The organism is Embleya sp. L77, from assembly GCF_055557415.1.
Genome location: NZ_CM145710.1, coordinates 1 through 19,736, shown reverse-complemented (window position 1 = coordinate 19,736; position 19,736 = coordinate 1). Strand labels below are relative to the sequence as shown.

Annotated in this window: 10 protein-coding genes; 6 read left to right on the top strand and 4 right to left on the bottom strand. The window is 67.5% G+C overall.

What is annotated here, in order from left to right:
* Positions 1-16 precede the first annotated feature (16 nt).
* The 4 genes from ACZOOI_RS29965 to ACZOOI_RS29950 all read left to right on the top strand — a co-directional run bounded on the left by ACZOOI_RS29965 (position 17) and on the right by ACZOOI_RS29950 (position 2,340).
* A complete protein-coding gene (locus tag ACZOOI_RS29965) occupies positions 17-592 on the top strand; it encodes a GNAT family N-acetyltransferase (RefSeq protein WP_465282703.1) in 576 nt (191 codons plus the stop codon).
* Positions 593-919: 327 nt separating this feature from the next.
* Complete coding sequence (locus ACZOOI_RS29960; RefSeq protein ID WP_465282702.1) at positions 920-1,087, top strand: hypothetical protein; 168 nt, start codon at positions 920-922, stop codon at positions 1,085-1,087.
* A 203-nt stretch (positions 1,088-1,290) separates the two neighbouring features.
* Complete coding sequence (locus tag ACZOOI_RS29955; RefSeq protein WP_465282701.1) at positions 1,291-1,812, top strand: hypothetical protein; 522 nt, start codon at positions 1,291-1,293, stop codon at positions 1,810-1,812.
* 132 nt (positions 1,813-1,944) lie between these two features.
* Positions 1,945-2,340: a hypothetical protein gene (locus ACZOOI_RS29950; protein ID WP_465278675.1), complete on the top strand. Its 396-nt coding sequence runs from the start codon at positions 1,945-1,947 to the stop codon at positions 2,338-2,340.
* On the opposite strand, the gene istB is transcribed toward ACZOOI_RS29950, so the two are convergent.
* The 3 genes from istB to ACZOOI_RS29935 all read right to left on the bottom strand — a co-directional run bounded on the left by istB (position 2,341) and on the right by ACZOOI_RS29935 (position 10,553).
* Complete coding sequence (gene istB, locus ACZOOI_RS29945; protein WP_465278674.1) at positions 2,341-3,132, bottom strand: IS21-like element helper ATPase IstB; 792 nt, start codon at positions 3,130-3,132, stop codon at positions 2,341-2,343.
* A complete protein-coding gene (gene istA / locus ACZOOI_RS29940) occupies positions 3,129-4,766 on the bottom strand; it encodes an IS21 family transposase (RefSeq protein ID WP_465282700.1) in 1,638 nt (545 codons plus the stop codon). The genes istB and istA overlap by 4 nt, the downstream gene beginning before the upstream one ends.
* A 687-nt stretch (positions 4,767-5,453) precedes the next feature.
* Positions 5,454-10,553: an FG-GAP-like repeat-containing protein gene (locus ACZOOI_RS29935; protein WP_465282699.1), complete on the bottom strand. Its 5,100-nt coding sequence runs from the start codon at positions 10,551-10,553 to the stop codon at positions 5,454-5,456.
* Positions 10,554-10,981: 428 nt separating this feature from the next.
* On the opposite strand from ACZOOI_RS29935, the gene ACZOOI_RS29930 reads away from it, so the two are divergent.
* Together ACZOOI_RS29930 and ACZOOI_RS29925 are read left to right on the top strand one after the other, a co-directional pair.
* Positions 10,982-17,524, top strand: coding sequence for an RHS repeat-associated core domain-containing protein (locus tag ACZOOI_RS29930; protein ID WP_465282698.1), 6,543 nt, complete (start codon positions 10,982-10,984; stop codon positions 17,522-17,524).
* 332 nt (positions 17,525-17,856) lie between these two features.
* Complete coding sequence (locus tag ACZOOI_RS29925; protein WP_465282697.1) at positions 17,857-18,195, top strand: hypothetical protein; 339 nt, start codon at positions 17,857-17,859, stop codon at positions 18,193-18,195.
* A gap of 807 nt (positions 18,196-19,002) precedes the next feature.
* Here ACZOOI_RS29925 and ACZOOI_RS29920 read toward each other — a convergent pair.
* The gene (locus tag ACZOOI_RS29920) at positions 19,003-19,500 is read right to left on the bottom strand and encodes a hypothetical protein (RefSeq protein ID WP_465282696.1); all 498 of its coding nucleotides are present in this window, start codon (positions 19,498-19,500) and stop codon (positions 19,003-19,005) included.
* Positions 19,501-19,736: the final 236 nt, after the last annotated feature.

Sequence of the window (19,736 nt, the reverse complement as noted above, 5' to 3'; positions counted from 1 at the left end):
GGCAGCGGTTCGGCCCATGACCCCGCGCGACGTGACGGGCGTCCACGACCTGCTCGCCGCCGACTTCGACATCGACGACCCGACCCAGATCGCCATCCACGCCGGCGCATCACCTCTGGCGTCGGCCTGGCTCGTCGAGGACCCCACCGACGGAAAACCCGGCGGTGCAATCCTCGTCCGCTCGGTGTCCCTTCCCGGGACCATCCCGCGGCGCGCGCCCGTGCGCGTGGCACAGGTCAGGGCCGTGGGCGTGCGTGCCGATCGACGCGGACTCGGCATCGGAACCACCCTCATCCGGACGGCGGCCGCCGCCTACGCCAGCAGGGGACTCCGGCTGATGTTCGCAGTGATCGCGGCACCACGCACCGACCTCATCGAGCTCTACCACCACCGCTGGAATTGGACCGTCTGGGAAACCCCTCCGACGGTCGACGCGGGCCGGAGCGAACCGCTGTTGCTCACCGACGAGATGCCACCACCCAGGGTCGCCGTCCTGGGCCTGACGGCGGATGTCACGATCGAATCCGACGGCATCCTGCGCCATGTCTTCACTCGTGAGGACCTTGCTTCCGCATCCCGATGGATCGGCTAGGCGGGCCGACGGATATCCCTGGGCCGTACGATGGGGGCGCGGTCCGGGGCCGGGCAGACAGGTCAAGAGGAACGCGACGGCGCCGGTCTGATCGGGCGCCCTACGCCGGGAAGGTGGCGTTCCTTGCCCTCGGGCCGCTCGTCGTTCGCCCGTGGGCAGATGGCCGACGCAGCCCGCCAAGAACCCCGCGTTGATTCCGCCGTTTCGGCGAGCCCACGAGGGCCCACGCATGACCGAGTCGGGGCTCGCCCCCGGCTGCGTCGGCCCGGCTTTCGGACGACGAAATGCTGCGCTCGGTCTGTCAGTGCCGTTGGTGATGATCTTCCCGTGACCGATGTTCCGGCGTCCGGCGCCGTCCTCGCAGATTTCGACGCGTACATCCGCTCCGTCGCCGCCGTCTCCGCGGCGGATGACGCCCGCCCGCCCTGCACCGATCGGGGCTTCGGCGCGGGCGGGTGGTTCACCGGACGGCGCGGGGCGCCCGCCGCAGTGTGACGCGAGGGGATGGGTGGATTCGTGTTTTCGTGGGGCGGTCTCAGGTTCGGATCGGAGTGCGTTCGATCGGTTTTCGCCCCACCTGTGCGTGTAGGGATGGTATTCCGGGCATTTACGGAACCCGCCGTCGGTGGCGGATCGCCAGTGGGCGCCGCTGTCGTCCGGGGATCGCACGACGACATTTCGATCGGTAGCCTCCGTCGATGGACTTCGTGTTGAACGGGCGGACGCTGTCACTGGACGCCCCCACGGTGAAAGCGCGCGTGACGACCGTGTCGCCGGATCCGATTCGCACGCACTGGGTCGAGATCGACGGCTGCCGCTGGCCGCCGAAGCAGGCGTTGAGGATCGCCGTGAGCCTCGACGACGAGCCGTTCATCAGCCACTTTGCCCTCCGCATCTTCCAGCGCCTGGGCTTCACGACAAGCGACATCCCCGGCGCGACAACCGCCGACCGTGCGGACCCGCCGAGCCGGCCGCACGGTGATTCCCGGTCAACCGACGAAGACGCCGTGGAAGCCTTCCGCCGCCTGGACTCGTTCCTCTCCGCGCACCCGTTGACCGCGATGCTGGCGAACGTGGAGGCGAGACTCGCCGGAATCGACAGGCACAACGCTGAATCGATCGCCGACGCGGCCGGATTCGACGAGGACCTGGTGGACAGCGCGCTCGTCGTACGCGAGCGCGTCGGCATGCTCGACACCCTGATGGCTATGACGTCTTGAGTTGGCCCCGGCGGGACGCCTTGAATCGGCCCCACCCGGGGATGATTCCGGGGTTGGTGACGTCTTGAAGTGGCCCCGGGTGTTGGCTTGACGTGGCTCCGGGGTCGCTCGGTTCGGTGGGATGATCGGCCCGTGACAGCTGTCCTCCCGCGAACGATCCGGGCGATCGGGACCCCTGAACTGCTCCGCTTGGAAGGCGAGGCCGCCGATTACGGGTTCAGCCAGAGGTTGTCGGTCGACTGGCTGCGGCGGCACGTCCCCGAAGACGCCGTGCACCACCTGTATCCGATGTTCGAACACCGCCTGGAACATCGGCCCGCGGTCTCCCCGCAGTGGCGGTGCCAACTGCTGTTGTCGGTGCGGACCGGCGAACAGATCTTGAGTCTGCTCGATGTTCGACCGGCCGCCTTCGAGGAACTCCCCGAGACGCTGGACGCGCCGGCCAAGACCGAGATCGCGGCCCGGATGGACCGCGCGTCGTCGGTGCGCGAGTGGATGGGGAAGCGGAACCGACCGCCGAACGGGTGACTACGCCGAAGCGTTCGCCTGCATCCGGGCTTTGGTGTGGGCGAGTCGATAGGATTCGGTGCCCGTCTCGATGATCGTGCCGTTGAACGTGAGCCGGTCCACGATCGCCGCGCACAAACGCGGGTCCGTGAACGTTTTCGTCCAGCCTCCAAACGATTCATTGGATGCGATGGCGACGCTGTTCTTCTCCTCCCGCTCGGTCAATACCTGGAAGAGCATCTCGGCACCCCTGCGGTCCAGTTCGAGATAGCCGAGTTCGTCGATGCACAAAAGATCGACGCGTCCGTAACGGGCGATTGTCTTGGTCAACTGCTTCTCGTCTGCCGCTTCCACGAGTTCGTTCACGAGTTTGGCGGCGAGCGCGTAACGAACCCGGTATCCGGCCATCGCCGCGGCCGTTCCCAGTGCAATCAACAGGTGCGACTTTCCCGTGCCGGAGTCGCCGATCAGACACAGCGGTTCGCCTTTGCGGATCCACTCGCAGGTGGCGAGGTTGTTCACCAACGCCGGTGGGATGTTGGGGTTGGCGGAGTATTCGAAATCGGTCAGCCACTTCTGCCTGGGGAAACCCGCCGCGCGGATCCGCCGCTCGGACCGGCGGCGGTCGCGGTCCTCGCACTCGGCCATCAACAGCTCGGCGAGGAACCCCCGGTAGGACAGATGCTCGCGTTCCGCGCGCGAGACGGTGGCCTCGAACTGGCTGCGGATCGTGGGCAGACGCAGGACGCGGCAGGCGGTGTCGATCGCGGCGTTCGAGGCCGGTTCGGTCAGGCTGTGGTGCGGGATCGTCATGACGAGTCCTTCCGGTTGAGCCGCAGTAACTGGTCCCAGTCGTCGAGAGCGGGCGGCGGGCGGACGTCGCCGGGAAGCTGTGCGACCCGCCGCATCGTCAGGCTGGTCACCCGTTCCTGCGGGTCCGGGGCGACCGGCGGCGGGGCCGCGCGACGGGATTCGGCGGCGACCGTCGGCGATCTGTTGCGGCTCTCGGCCGCCTTGCGGGCCTCAAGCGCGACGACGTCCGGGGTGTGGGAACCCACCGCCAACGCCGCCCGGATGCCGTCGACGACGTCCTGATGGTGCATGTATCGGTGCAAAAGGAGAACGTTGACCAGGGCTTTTGCACCGTCCCCGTCGCCGTGCGCGGATTTGGCCGCCGCCCACAAAGCCTCGTGGGCGGCGGTGAAGGAACCTTCCTTGCGGGCCTGGTCCAAGGCTTCGGAACCGGCCAGCGCGCCAGGCTTGCGCAGCAACACCTCCAGATAGTGGTCCAGGACGAGGCGTTCCCCGCCACGACCGGTCAATCGGGGGTGTCGTGCGATCTCGACGCGTCCGTCGTAGGCGACCAGGTCGGTGGATCGCAGCACCACCCGGACCTTGCGGCCGATGAAACGGGCCGGGACCGAGTACCGGCACATCCGCACGGTGATCAGCGCGTAGCGGTCGACCCGGGGTGTGAGGACGAGGCCGGTCTCGAAGGCGTCGTCGGGAAGGCTCATCAGCAGGCCGGACTCGTGGAGGAAGTCTTGGCCGATCGTGCGGATGCGCAACCCGATCCGCCGGTTCTCCTCGATCGCCTCGAACTCGCGGATGCGGACGTTGAGTTCCTCCAGCGAGGTGACTTTCGGAACGGGAGTGAGGTAGTTGCGGCGAAAGTAGCCGACCTGTCCCTCCACTCCGCCCTTTTCGTGGGCGCCGCGCAGACCCGGCTCGCAATAGAAGGGAGTGAATCCGTAATGCCGGTGGAACGCGGACCATCGGGGGTTCTCGTCCCGGGAACGGCTGTGGAAGACCACTCTCTTCACCGCCGGTGTGAGGTTGTCGTAGCGAATCTGACCACCGGGCACCCCGCCGAGAACCGACAAGGCGTGGACGTGTCCTTCGAGGAATGCCTCCTGGCCGCACGAGACGGTGATTCTGTGAACCGCTTTGCCCGAGTAGGCCATGCGGAACGCGAAGAGAAAACACTTGGTGAGCGTCCCGTCGAGATCGACCCACAGCTCGCCGAAATCGACTTCCGCGTCCGCACCCGGGCGGTTGTGTCGGACGACGAATCCCTCGGCCGGCGCCCCCGCTTCCGCCGCGATCTCCGGGCGCCGGGCCGTCACGTAGTCACGGACCGTCGGATACGAGATCCGGGCGTCGAGCTCCTGCTCGAGTCGGGCCACGATCCGCCTGGTCGTGTGGCGTTGCTTGCGCGGCGCGTCCAGATCCGCGCGCAACCAGTCGTCGATGGTCTTCTTGAACGGGTCCAACCGGGGAGATCTGCGGACCGGACGCTTGCGTGGCTTGGGCACCGGCGACGACAACGCCTCACGGACGAGACGGCGATGGACGCCATGCCTGCGGGCCAACGCCCGCACCGACAAACCGTCCCGCCACGAGTCGTGACGTATGCGCGAGAAGAGCTCTTCCTTCGACAAGGACATGGCGGCGTCCCCCAAGCCGGTGAAACACAGTCAGCGTCCCACCGCAAGACCCCTCCCGGGGCCACTTCAAGCCGACACCACCCCCGAACACTCCAACGCGCCCCCCGGGTGGGGCCGATTCAAGGCGTCCCGCCGGGGCCAACTCAAGACGTCATAGCCAGCACTCCAGGGCACACAAGGAATGCATGACGGCGACGGTGGCGAACTCGTACCGGTAGTAGGAGTGCCTGATGAGTTCACGGGAGGTTTCCAACGCGCTCATGACGTACATGGACGCGCCTTCGGGCAGAACCAGGTCGGCAACCAGGTCGTGCATACCCGCATAGTCGAGAACGACATCGCGGGCGCGGGTCCGGTACCGGCAGCGGGAGCGGGCCGGGTATCGGCGGCAGGCTGTTCACCGGTGCAGTCTCGTCGTCCGAAGCTGTTGGTGCCATCGGATTTGCTCGGGGTAACGCTTGGCGACCTGCTGCCGTATGCCTGGTCCAGTCCGACCTTAAAGAACAAGCTGAGCGCGGGTGGATGCCGCAGGATCTTCGCGGACCGGACCGAATCCGACACGGCTCCTGACCCGCCCCCGCCATCGGTCCCGCTGCGAGAGGGTCCGGGACGGGTGGCGGACGTGGGCGGAGCCCGGCGCGTGTGTGCGCCGGGCTCCTGTTGATCCTGGTGGTTGTTCGGTTGTGGTTACCAGGTGCCGGGTGCGGCTCGCCATCCTTGTACGGGCGGCTTGACGGTGTTGTCGGTGTCGGTGGTCAGTGTTCGGGTGGTGGTGGAGCCGTCGGCCCATTCGTACATGGCGGCGATGTCGGCGCGTCCGTTGTTGTCGAAGTCGCCGGCGAGTGCCTTGGTGTCGTTGTTGGACCATTGCCCGGGTCCGGAGCGCCATTTCCGGACGTCGTTGTCGAAGGTGGCGTCGGGTCGGGCGTGGAAGGTGAACAGGGCGGTGTCGCCGCCTCCGTAGTCGTACATCGCGCCGATGTCGGGGCGGTGGTCGCCGTCGTAGTCGCCGGCGACGAGTTGCACGCGGTTCCATTCCCAGTTGCCCGCGGGCACGTTCCAGGACTTGACGGGGGCGTCGAAGCCGCCGTCGGGGCGGGACTTGAGGGTGAACAGGGCGACGGGTCCGCCGTCGGTGTTGGCGTAGCCGTACATGGCGGCGATGTCGTCGCGGCCGTCGCCGTCGAAGTCCCCGGTGACGTATTTCCCGCGGCCCTGACCCCAGTTGCCGGGTGCGCTCTGCCAGCTCGCGAAGGCGTCGTTGAAGGTGCCGTCGGGTTTGGTGGTCCAGGTGTAGGCGCCGGTGGTCTCGTTGCCGTGGTCGTACATCATGGCGATGTCGTCGCGGTGGTCGCCGTTGAAGTCGCCGGCGAGAAGGAGGGCCTTGGCCCATTCCCAGTTGCCGGGGGCGGTGTAGGCGCTGGGGACGCCTTCGTCGAAGGTGGCGTCGGGTCGTGCGGTGAAGGTGAAGACGCGGGTGCTGCCGTTGGGGTAGCCGTAGAGCGCGGCCACATCGTCGCGCCCGTCGCCGTTGTAGTCCCCGATCGCGTATTTGGCGCGTGCGTTGTCGAACCAGCCGGGGTGGCTGACCCATGCCTGGCGCGGTGCGCCGACGGTGCCGTCGGGGTTGCCGGGGGAGACGAAGAACGCGGTGGACTCGGATCCGTGGTCGTAGGTGGTGAGGATGTCGGCGCGGTGGTCGCCGTCGAAGTCGCCCGCGTATTCGGTGCGTTGTCCCGCGGTGCTGTCGGCGGGGTTGGTGTGTGCGGTGGCGGTGTCCAGGACGGTGGTGTAGCGGATGTAGCCGCCCTGGAAGTCGCTGCGGTGTCCGCCGGCGACGGTGTACTGGTCGCCGGTGGGGAATCCGAGTGGGCCGCCCTCCCAGCCCTGCGCGATCCACGCCTGGCGGTCCTTGCCGTACACGGGCCAGGCCCCGGTGGTGGGGGACCAGTACAGGGAGCCGGTGTCGGCGCCGGCGTGCAGGACGCGGAAGTGTTGGTAGCGTCCGGGCTGTTTGAGGGAGGTGGGCAGCGCGTCCATGGAGGGGAATCCGAGGTCGCCGCGGACGCCTCCTGTGGCCTGCCAGCGGTCGTAGAGGTCACCGGTGATGGTGTGGGCACCGGTGCCGCCGGCGCCGCCGGTCCAGGCGATGGCGCCGGTGCCGTCGGTGGTTCCGGCGAAGATGTTCACCGCGCCGACGGGAGTTCCCGCGCCGTCGAGGATGCGGTTCTCGTCGCTGACGGGGTAGCCCAGCGTTCCGCCGGTGCCGCCGTCGGCGAGCCACTTGGTGCGGATGTCGCCGCGGACGGACCAGGCTCCGGTGGTGGGGGACCAGTGGATGGACGCACCGTCGGTGGCGCCGGTGTTGCCGCCCTGGAAGTTGGCGTATTTGCCGACGCCGTCCGCGTCGAGGGTGATGCCGGTCAGGGGCAGGTTCAGCTTCGTGTCGTCGGCCTTTTGGAGGTTCTTGTACTTGGCGAGGATGGGCCCGCACAGTTCGATCCGGCGCGCCGGGTCGTTCGGCGCGGCCCCGTTGGGGAATGTCTCGCACACGGTCGCGGGGGCGTCGGCGATCAGCGCCGCCGGTTTGAACGCGTGGCCGGTGGCGTCGGGGGTGGTGCCCAGGAAGGTGTAGAGGCGTCCGTCGGGGGCGCGTGACCACAGGTCGGGTTTGCCGTCGCCGTCGAGGTCGCCGTCGGAGGTGAGCCTGGGGTGGGTGGCGGTGTCGAACCCGGTGCCGATCAGGGTGCGTGCGGCGGTGTTGCCCAGCGCGGTGACGTCGACGGTGACCACCCCCGTGGTCGGGTTCGTCACGGCCTTGGATGCGTATTGGTAGAGCTTGCCGGTGGCGCGGTCGCGGGCCCACAGGTCGGGGAGTCCGTCGCCGGTGGCGTCGCCGGGGGCGATCAGGTCGAGATTCCTCCAGTCGGCGGTGCCCAGGCGGATTGCCTTGTCGAAGATGCCGACGGCGGTGTCGCCGTGGAGGAGCCACAGGCCGGCGCTGCCGTCGCCGTTGTCCTCGAGGGTGAGTAGGTCCAGGCGGGCGACGCGGGAGTCGGTGAGGTCGTTGTCGACGTTGCCGGGGGCGAGGATCTGCCGTACGCGGGACCAGTCGGTCGTGTACGCGGCGCATGTGCCGTTCGGTCGGGTGGCGTCGACGCACAGGCCGGGTCGCGGGATCACGTCGCGGCTGTTGCTGACGAAGTACTGACCGTTGGCGCCGGCGCGTGCACCGGCGGTGCGATAGCGGTACAGGGCGCCGTTGCCGTAGGCGTAGAGGTCGTCGTAGGTGACGCCGGCGCCGCCGCGGTGGGTGATCAGCGACCCCGCCCACGTGGGTTGTTCCGCGGTGCCGGCCGGCCCCTGGACGGTCTTGGAGGCGATGGTGCCGCCGAGGGCGGGGTCGGTGCCGGCGGCGTACATGCGCAGTGCGCCGTTGTCGTCGATGGTGAGCAGGTCGATGCGTCCGTCGCCGGTGATGTCACCGGGGGCGGTCTTTCGGATGCCCGCGGGGGCGTAGAACGTGTAGGCCTTTTGCTGGGAGCGGTTGCCGGCCTTGTCGACGGTTTGCGCGTACAGGGTGTTGGTGCCCCATTGGACGACGGGCAGGGGGTCGGTGCGCCACTTTCCGTCGGTGCCCAAGGTGGCGCGGGCGGCGCCGCCGACCGGAATGGTGGCGCCGAGCGAGTACTCGACGGTGTCGACGCCGGAGGCGGTGTCGGTGGCGTTGTCGAAGACGAACACGCCCTTGTCGCCCGCGGTCTTGCCGCCGCCCTTGATCGGATAGTCGGTGCTGGTGATGTCGGGCTGGTTCGGTGGTGTGCCATCGACGGTGAACGTCTGGCCGGCGGCGAAGGCCGACGGCGTGTCGCCGTCACCGGTCTGGACGGCCCACGTGTAGGTGTGGCCGTCGAGGAGCTTCCCGGGCGGGATGTCGGCGCGGGCCTCGTGGCCGCTGACGCCCGGGGAGATCCATCCGCTGGTGTGGACGACGGGATTGCCGTTGCCGACCTCGGTGACGACGAAGTTCGCGTCGATGGTCTGGCCCGGGTCGGGGTCGGAGACGGTGGCGTAGAGGCTGACGCCGCCCACCGCCGGGTTGACGGCGCCGATGTAGCCGTCGTTGCCCGAGGTTGCCCCGTTGACCGGGACGGGGGTCATCCGCCGGTTGGTGGGCTGGTTGGGCGGGGTGTTGTACTCGATGTAGATGTAGTTGTCGGCGGCGTTGCGGGAGAACCGCTTGAAGCCGTTGTTGGCGCTGGTTTGCGGGGACTCCTTGCCGTAGATGCCCAGGGTGAGGAATTCCCAGTTCTGGTGGCCGGCGAGGTTGGCGGTGATGTCGAAGTCGACGAGGCGGTTCCCACAGTGGGACTCGACGCGGGAGCTGGGCGCCCAGGCGGTGCCCCACAGGCCGTAGTCGGCGGGTTGGTTGTTCCAGTGGGTGCCGAAGGTGAGGGTGTCGCTGAGCAGGTGCAGGTAGACGGGCTGGGAGACGTCCGGGCTGCAGTCGATGACGGCGGAGTCGACCTGGGTGGTGTTGAAGGTGACCCGCTTGATCAGCTTGCCGTTCAGGCGCCCCTGCCAGTTGTAGTCGACCCGGTAGAAGGTGCGCTCCAGACCGGTCCTGTCGCGCCAGCGCTGGTATCCGGCGCCGGGCTGGTAGTCGGTGCGCCCGTAGCCCACGGTGGTGGGGTAGGCGTCCTGGGCCCAGCCGTACCAGCTGACGCGGTCGAGCAGCGGCACCCACGGCGGGTCGACGTACACCGGGAACACCGTGTCCGGCGCGTTCAACAGATCCGCGTCCGGGGTGAGGGTGAGCGAGGTACCGGCGACGGAGGTCTCCAGCGGCGCGGTGGTGGCGTGCGCTCCGGGGCGTTTGTCGGTGGAGGCGAGTTGGTCCGCCGGTATCGACGTGGTGGGGGTCTCCGACTCGCCCGCCGCGGCCGCCGCCTTCGAGGTGCCGGCTGGGGCCGGTTTCGGGGTGGTGCGCGAGTCCCACATCGTGGGCGCGGGCGCGACGAACGCCACCTTGCCGTCGGCGGCCTTGGCGGCGAGTGAACCGTCGGTCGTCTCGGTGACGGTGACGCCGTCGGTGGCCATCCCGAGCCTGAGCGTGGCGAGTTGGGGGTTCTTCGCGGCGGCGGCGGTTTTGACGATCAGGGTGTGGGTGAAGCCGCCCTGTTCGCCGGCGGTGACCTTGAGGTCGACTTCGGGCAACACGCCGGGGTAGAGCGCGCCGTCGCCCGCGAGGACGGGCGTGGGCAGGGCGGTGGGCCAGGTGAAGGTGAGTTTGCGGCCGTCGTTGGTCATCGACGCCAGCAGCGTGGTTCCTCCGCCTCCCAGGACCAGGTCACCGGTCGTGCTCGCGGGCCGCACCGTCCCGTCCGCGGCGCGCGCCAGCGTCGGGTCGAGGTCGCGCCAGACACCGCTCCTCTTGGTCCGCGACGGCTCGACCGTCCGTTTGAGCGCCAGGACCCCGTCGGGCTTCGCGGTGACGGTGTCCGTCTCGGTGGTCAACTCCGGTACGGGAACGGGGACTCCGGTACGCACCGCCTGCGCGGTCGCCCTCGCCTCGGCCGCGGCCTTCGCCTCGGCCGACGGGGCACCCGCGGCGGCGCTGTCCGCGGTCGAAGTGCCGGCCGCGGCGGCGGATGCGGTGGCGGGTGCGTGGTGGGGCGCGGCGCCGGCGGCGCCGGCGGCGCACGTCATCGACAGGGTGACGAGTGCGCCGACGAGTGTCGACAGGCGTCGGGTGTACGGGCGTGGGCGGGGAGGCGGGTGCCCCATGAAGGGTGCTCCTCGGGAGAGTTGGCGGTGCGGGGCGCGAGCGCGCATAGATGCGCGGAACGTACCGGTTGGCCGGAACCCTTCACCAGGTGACGCAGATCACGTCGACTCATTCAATATATCGACAAGGAATCAAGTCGCTCGAAGACGCTTTCGAATTGCCGAACTATGCCTGCCAACGGGCGATTCGGTCCTGCTGGGGACTCTCGAGCGGCCGGTTGGGTTGTAGTGACGAAGCACACATCCGTCCACGGGAACTCCCTTTACCCGCAGGGAACTTGCCGCGTACGGTGCGCTCCGTCTGTGATCTTTCGCCTACTCGGGGGCGGGATCCGTCCTGTCCTGGTGGGGGTTTCGTCATGCGTGGTTGGCCGTGGGGATCGAAGTCCCGACGCGCACGAGGGTCGCGGCGCACGGCGCGTCTGTTCGTGACCGGTGCGACGGTGTTGGCGTTGACGGCGAGCGTCGGCCCGGCCCAGGCCGTCGACTGGATCAAAACCTCCCCCGACCCGAACATGTGGTCACCGGGCAAGCTGCCGAAAATGCCCTCCGTGGGCGGAAAGAACGCGCCCAAACCCGACGCGCGACCGATCCCCGGCGACGGCCACCCCTCGTGGAAACCGACCGCGACCACCTGGCCCAAACCGGCCGAGTCCGAGACCACCACGGCCCCCGCATCGTCCTTCGTCGCCCGGGGAGGCTCGTCCCTGCTGGCCGCCCCCACCGGCGGCAACGCCCCCGGCACCCCCGTATGGATCACCACCCCCACCACGAACACCCCCGGCCCCCTGCGCCCGAACACCCTCGCCGCCCCCGCGACCGGCGCGGCGAGCTCCCCGGGCCGGGTCAAGGTCACCGTCGCCGACCACGCCGCCGCCGAGAAGGCTGGCGTCGACGGCGTCCTGATCACCGTCCGCCCCACCGACACCACCCCCGCCCCCGGCAAGGTCACCGTCGGCGTCGACTACGCCGGATTCCGCGACGCCTTCGGCGCCGACTGGTCCTCGCGACTGCGCCTGGTGTCGATGCCCGAATGCGCGCTGACCACCCCGGACGTCCCCGCCTGCCGCGTCAAGACGCCGGTGGTGGGCGGACGCAACGACCGTGTCAAGAACCGCGTACTGGCCGACGTCGACCTCACCGCCGCATCACCCACCACCGCCAAGTCCGCGAGCGCGCCCGCCTCGGGCGGCGCGATGGTGTTCGCCGCGACGGCGGACGCGTCAGGCCCCTCGGGCGACTACAAGGCGACTTCGCTGTCGCCGTCGGGTCAGTGGTCGGCGGGCGGCAACTCCGGTGCGATGAACTGGTCGTACCCGATCGGCGTCCCGCCCGCGATCGGCGGCACCGCGCCGACCGTGAATCTGGCCTACAGCTCGGGCGCCGTGGACGGCCGCACCACCTCCACCAACAACCAGGCCTCCTGGATCGGCGAAGGCTGGGAATACTCACCCGGCTTCGTCGAACGCTCCTACCAGTCCTGCGCGCGCGACGGCCAGGACAAGTCCGGCGAGAAGTGCTGGTCCAACCAGAACTCTTTGACGCTGTCCCTGAACGGCAAGTCCTCGACCCTGATCCAGGACGACACCGACAAGACCAAGTGGCGGCTGGAAGACGACGACGACTCCCGCATCGAACCCCTGACCGGTGCGGTCAACGGTGACGACAACGGCGAGTACTGGCGCCTGACCACCGGCGACGGTGTCCAGTACTACTTCGGCGTGGGTCACAAGCCGGGCGGCAACAACCAGGACCCGGCCACGAACTCGACCTGGTCCGCGCCCGTCTACGGCAACAACGCGGGCGAACCCTGCAACAAGGCCTCCGGGTTCGACGCGTCCTGGTGCCTGCAGGCGTGGCGCTGGAACCTCGACTACGTCGTCGACCCGCGCGGCGGCATGGTCACCTACTGGTACAACACCGAGACCAACCGGTACACCCGCGGCGCGGTCCTGGTCGGCTCCGGCACGCTGACCGAGTACACCCGCGGCGGCACCCTCGCAAAGATCACCTACGGGTCGAAGACCACCGACACCACCCCGCCCACCGCCCAGGTCGTCTTCGATACCGCCGAGCGCTGCCTGAAGAAGGACGGGTTCGACTGCGACCCGGCCAAGATGACCAAGGCCAACGCGTCCAAGTGGCCGGACGTGCCGGTCGACAAGCAGTGCGCGACGTCGGGCACGTGCGAGGAGTACGGCCAGTCGTTCTTCTCCACCCGCCGCCTCACCAGGATCGTCACCCAGTCCCTGGTCGGAACCGGATACCAGACCGTCGACGAGTACGCCCTCGACCAGGACTACCCGGACCCGCAGGACGGCTCCTCCCCGACGCTGTGGCTCAACTCGATCACCCGCACCGCCTGGGACGGCATCAAGAAGATCGACGTCCCCTCGGTGGACTTCGTCGGCGAGTTCATGCACAACCGAGTCGACGCCGGTGGTGACCTGGCGCCGCCGATGAACCGCCGCCGCCTGAAGGGGATCACGAACGAGACCGGCGGCCAGACCACCGTCGTGTACAACGCCCCCGAGTGCACCCCGGCCACCCTCCCCACACCGGACGCCAACACCAAGGCGTGCTACCCGATGTGGTGGAACTACGACGAGGATTCGGAACCGGTCCTGCACTGGTTCCACAAGTACACCGTCGCCGAGGTCACCGAACACGACATCGCCACCACCATCCCGAACCGCTCGACGCGCTACGAGTACGTCGGCGGCGCGGCCTGGCACCGCGACGACTCCGAACTCACCGAGGACAAGGAAGCGTCCAAGCCCAAGTCCAAGGACCGCCGGACCTGGAACCAGTACCGCGGCTACGGCCAGGTGATCACCCGCAGCGGTGCCGCTCCGGACGCGGTGACCCAGTCCGCGACGTTCTACCTGCGCGGCATGGACGCCGACGTGAAGAAGGACGGCACCAAACGCGCCGTCACCCTCACCGACTCCACCGGCCAGACCATCGTCGACGCGGACCACCACGCCGGATACGCCTACGAGACGAAGACGTTCACCGGCGACGGCGGCACCGTCGCGACCACGTCACTGAGCACCCCCTTCTCCTCCGCCGTCACCGCCACCCACACCCGCGTCCGCGGCCTGCCCCCACTCGAGGCCCGCCGCACCGCCACCTCGAAGACCCGCGTCCGCAGCCTGCTCGCCGACGCCGTCACCTGGCGCGAGACCTCCAAGACCACCACGTTCGAACCCCTCCACGGCCTCCCGGAGACGGTGTCGGACAAGGCCGACGGCCTGCCCGAGTACTGCACCAAAACCACCTACGCGCACAACACCGCGGCGTGGATCATCGGCAAGCCCGTCGAAACGATCTCCCTGGTCGGCACCTGCGACACCACCAGGACCAAGGACACCGTCTACGCCTGGGCCCACACCCTCTACGACAACAAGCCCTACGGCGAGGTCGGCACGGTCGGCGACACCACCTCCACCGACGCCGTGATCGACTACAAGGCCGACGGCACCCCGAACTGGGTCACCACCACCAAGTCGGAGTACGACGCCTACGGCCGCGTCACCAAGGCCACCGACGCCGAGAACAAGGCCACCACGACCGCGTACACACCCGCCACGGGCACCCTGCCCACCACGGTCGCCGTCACCGGCCCCACCGGATGGACCGCCTCCACCGTCTACGCCGGCGCCCGCAACCTCCCGGTCAAGGCCGTCGACGCCAACGGCCTGGTCGTCGAGCAGGAATACGACGTGCTCGGCCGCCTGATCGCGGTGTGGAAACCCGGCCACACCAAGCAGGACAACGCCGACCTGCAATTCGCGTACGCCCCCAGCAAAACCGGGCCCTCGGTGATCACCACCCGCACCCTCAGGCTCAACAAGGCATACGCCGTCTCGCACCAGATCCTCGACAGCTTCCTCCAGGAACGCCAGACCCAGGCGAGCACCGCCAACGACGGATTCGGCCGGGTGATCACCGACACGTTCCGCGACAGTCTCGGCCGCCCCCTCAAGACCAACCAGCCCCATCTGAACGAGGATTCGAACCCGAGCACGACCGTCTTCGTCGCCAACGACGACGAGGTCCCCGGCCAGAACGCCATCGTCTACGACGGGATGGGCCGCACCACCGCCCAGACGTTCTCCTCCAAGGGCATCGAACAGTGGCGCACCACCACCACCTACGCCGGCGCCGACGAGACCCGCGTCACCCCACCCGCAGGCGGCACCGCGACCCTGTCCATCTCGGACGCCCGCGGCAAGCCGAGGGAACTGCGTGAATACAACGGCGGAATCCCCACAGGCACCGACTTCTCGAAGATCACCTACACCTACACCCCGCGCGAGGAACTGAAGTCGGTCACCGACGCGGGCGGCAACACCTGGAACTACACCTACGACTTCCTCGGCCGCAAGACCCACGTCGAGGACCCCGACAAGGGCCCCTCCGACACCCGCTACGACCTCGTCGGCCGCGTGATCGGCACCACCGACGCCCGAGGCCAGAAGCTCGCGTACACCTACGACGCCCTCGGCCGCAAGACCGCCAGCTACAAGGACTCGGTCGCCGACGCCAACCTCCTCGCCGAGTGGACGTACGACCGCTACGCCAAGGGCCAAGCCGACGGCTCGTCCCGCTACGTCGGCGGCAAGTCGGGCGCGAAGTACACCAGCGAGATCACCGGCTTCAAACCCGGCACCTACCTGCCCACCGGCACCCGCACGACCATCCCCGCCGCCGAGGGCAAACTCGCCGGAACCTACACCACCGCCACCACCTACGAGCCGGTCCTGGGCCTGCCGACGGCCACCGACCTCCCCGCGCACGGCGGTCTCCCGGCCGAGTCGCTCAAGAGCACCTACAACACCCGAGGACTGACGACCACGTCCAAGGGGCAGCACGCGTACCTGAACTGGGCGGACTACGACGCCTTCGGCCGCAATGTCCGCGCCACCCTCGGTGACCAACCCCTGCAGGCCGCCTTCACCAGCGAATATGACCCCGCCACCGGCCGCCTGCTGTCCACATGGTGGGACAAGGAGACAAGCACCACCACAAGCGTGGACGCCACGTCCTACACCTACAAGCCCAGCGGCGACGTCACCTCCATCAGCACCGTCCGCGACGGCACCTCGACCGACACCCAGTGCTTCGCCTACGACGGCCACCGCCGCCTCAAGCAGGCCTGGACCGACACCGCCGGCACCACCACCCTGCCCGCCCCCAACGTCCCCGGCATCGGCGGCTGCACCACCCAGACCCCGACCAAGAACACCGTCGGAGGCCCGGACCCGTACTGGCAGTCCTTCGACTACGACGTCGTCGGCAACCGCACCAAACTCGTCGAACACGACCCCACCGACGACCCCACCAAGAACGTCACCACCGAATACGGCTACCGCCCCGGCGCCCAGCCCGGTGACCGCACCCACCGCCTGGACACCGTCACCGTCAAGACCGGCACCGCCGCCCCGGTCACCACCACCGTGACCTACGACCAGGCCGGCAACACCAAGACCCGCCCCGGCGCCGACGCCAGCCCCCAGACCCTCACCTGGAACGAAGAGGACAAACTCGCCAAGGTCGACTCCGCGACCAACAACGGCGAGTACGTCTACGACGCTGACGGCAATCGCATCATCCGCCGCGAGAACGGCAAGACCACCCTCTACCTCGGCACCGACGAACTCACCACCAACACCTACGGCACCGGCCCCGTCGTCGGCACCCGCTACTACCCCACCGCCGGCGGCACCTCCGTCATCCGCTCCGGCACCGGCGGCCTCGCCTACATGGCCGCCGACCACCACGGCACCCCCACCGCCATCCTCGACGCCGCCGACCTGACCGCCACCCGCCGCCAGTCCAAGCCCTTCGGGGAACCCCGCGGCACCCAACCCACCCAGGCCAACGGCCAATGGCCCGACGACAAGGGCTTCCTCGGCAAGCCCATGGACACCACCGGCCTCACCCACGTCGGAGCCCGCGAATACGACCCCACCCTCGGCCGCTTCATCAGCGTCGACCCCCTGATGGACCTCACCGACAACCAACAAATGCACGGCTACACCTACGCCGGAAACAATCCGGCGACGGTGAGTGATCCCTCAGGCCTGTTCGGTATAGGCGAAGCCGTCGGGGCAGCAGCCGGCAACGAGGGCAAGAGGCAGAAGAAGGCTCAGCATCGGACCGAAGAAACTACGAGAAAAAAGAGCAGTAATCCTGTCACGACCGTTGCTAGTCGAAACGGTGGTCGGGGTAAGGGAGGCGGAGGTTTCGCTGCTGGGCTCACCGACGACCCTCTCATCGACAGTTCTTCATCCATTGTGGCAGCCGCGATTTTCGCAGGGTTGGTGATAGGAAAGGTTGCTGTCGACACTGTATTCGGTGCCATCGATGACTGCATCAAAGACGTTCTGGGATTGAGATGCCTTTCCGGTGGTTGGGATAACCTGTGGGATTCCGTTACTAGCAATCCTGTGGAGAAGGTATCGAACAAGATTGATGAGTGGATTTTCGGTGATGATGTAGAAATCCGTGCTGAAATAACCGGTCGATGGAAGGGCTTGTTGGGAAATTCGAAGTGTGATGGCTCGTCTATGTGTGACGTGGCTGTTGACACGAATCCCGTCATCGATTCGCTGAATGGAACAAAAACGTTCGAAGTGGATAAGGCCCTGGCGGGCAGGCATCCCGTCCTATCTCCCAGAACCGTTCGCGAGCTCCTTGAGGGCGGCCATTCTCCGAATGATATATCGGCCTGGCTGATAGCGCGCAATGGCAGGGTTGGCCCAGCTTCCACTGTCGCCGGCGTGGCCGAAATCAAAGCTCGCTTGAAGGCCATGTGGAAAGGGAAGGGTTTCAAGCCGATGCTAGAAGACGACGATGCCGCAGTTCTGGATTCGGCGCGACAGGAGAATTTGTCGATTATTACGAATGATAAGAGGTTTTATAGGAAGATGGATCTTCTTGGCTATCCAAATGAGCGATACTAGTGACGTGATTCGCAGATGCGGCGGTATGGGTAGCGCTCCGTCGGGAATGTTGTTGGCGGTCTTGGTCCATGAGAAGGGTCGCGCGTGGTCGTTTACCAGCACGACCCGCGACCGCGGGGCAACTGTTCGGGGCGCCATCCAGTGGACGTACCCAAGCTCATGAACAGACCGCTGCGGATCCGAACAACGCCACCACTAGGATCTTCGATCCAGGGCGACTCGTCCCAAACGATGATAAATCGTTCACTATGGGCACTGATGGGGAAAGGATAGATGGTAGGGTTTTGTAACGATTCTTGTATTTGCGGAAAATCGAAGATGAAGGACGATAGATGCTCAATGATGAGCTCGGGGAAATTGAAGAACTTTGCTCCGCTGCTACGCCCGGACCCTGGTTCGTGAGAACCTTGGATGATGATTTTTCGATGAATCTCGTCGCAGTTAGCACGACTCCGGGGGTTGGGCAGGGTCGGAAGTGGCCTAACTTCGAGCATGGGGAAATGATTGCTGCAACATTGGTGCAGCACCCACGCTACATCGACGTACGTGACGAACGCTGGGATGAGAATGCGGCCTTCATTGCCATGGCGCGAGAGGCTGTCCCACGTCTCGTGAGTGAGATTAGGCGCCTTCGTGCGTTGCTCAAGGATGAGACGAGCGGCGATATGTGAGCATGGTGTCGACGTGCGGCGGAGCGGCGGTGGGGCCAATTGATGGCCGGTCTAGGTTTGGCAGGCTTCGCGTTCCCGGACAGGAAGCCGTTGTTCCGTTCGTGTGGCGATTCCAATTCCTCGTACCGGCGCAGCCTCCGCGCGATGGGCGGTAATCGACGGTCGAGTAAGGGCGCTTGCGATCGTGAATCTCGATGCTTCGTGACGGGTCGTTGGCTTGCTGGCGACCCGTTCGCGCCGTTTGGATGCGTTGTAGTCGGTTTTCGGGTGGCGTCCGATTATCGCATCGAATGGGCGCCGGTTTGCACGTCTCTGGTGTGTCGCATCTCGTCGGGATGTTCGGTTTCGGTCGTCCGGATAGTACGGCGAATTTGCCGAGCCGGGCGATGCCGTCGAGAAACGATCCCGAGTACCTGCTCGACGTAAGCGCATTGTGGCAACCGGGGAACCGGAAGACGGCGGTGCGCGGATTCCTCCTTGTGAGTGAGCGTCGTGGTGGCGGTGGTTGGTCGTCCGTGGCGGAGCATTGCAGTGGTGGGGTGGGTTGGTGGCGGGTCTGGGGTTTCGTGTGTTGGTTGAGAATCCAGCGGGTGGGTTGGTGGTTTCGGGTTGTGGTGGCGGGGGTTTCTTGGGGCCTACCCGGTGGTGGTGGCCTGGGGTTTCGTAGTTTCGTGAGAACGATCCGGGTTTTCTCGGTGATGTATTGATGCGTCGTAAGGTAACCGCGGGTTTTTGCGGGGGTGTCGGTGTCGGTGTGGGTGGCCCGAGGTGGGTGTCGGCTCTCATCGGGAGGCGAGTCGTTACCGGTCAGGCCGAGCCGTGGTGGTGGAGCCGCGCCCACAGGAGGTCGTCGGGCGGGACCACCAAGCGGGGGAGTTCGAGGTGGCCGGCGATGTGTTCCAGGGCCCGCGTGTGCCGATACGCGTGAGCCGGCCCGCGGGGTGTGTCCCACGGAACACGGTGGGGGAGTGTGGTGAACGCGCGGGCGAGGGCGACGCTTTCGGGATAGGTCACGACGGTGCGGGCCAGGAGAACGGCCGAGACGCCGCCGGTCGCGGTCAGGGCGGGGTTGCCCGCGGTGAGCCGGCCCAGCCGCCTCTGCCAGCGCCGTGCCAAGTGGTGCCCGCGGTCGTACCAGCGGGTGGTGACCGCCCCGGCCCAGGTATGCGCGGTCGTGCCGTCGCGGTGTCGTGCGAGGCGTCGGTGGGCCCGGTAGGCGAGGTCGATCTCGGGTAGCGCACCCGTGTCGAGGGGGTCCGGCAGTCGGGGCTCGTTCGCCCAATACCGGTGGCGGGGACACCACATGCGGTCCGCGGGCGGATACGTCCACGCGACATCGCCGGCTCCGCGGGTTCGGTGTCGTACACACACCGGGCAGGCCCGGACGGGTTGTTCGTCGGTGTCCAGGACGCGTACCCGCGCGCCGGCCGTCTGCCTCCGTGCCGTGTCCTTGTCTTTGGTGCCGGTGGCCTCCGTCCTGCGGGGCGGCCGGGACGGGCCGGGGGATGCGGTGATCAGACGCGGCAGACTCTCTCGCGTAT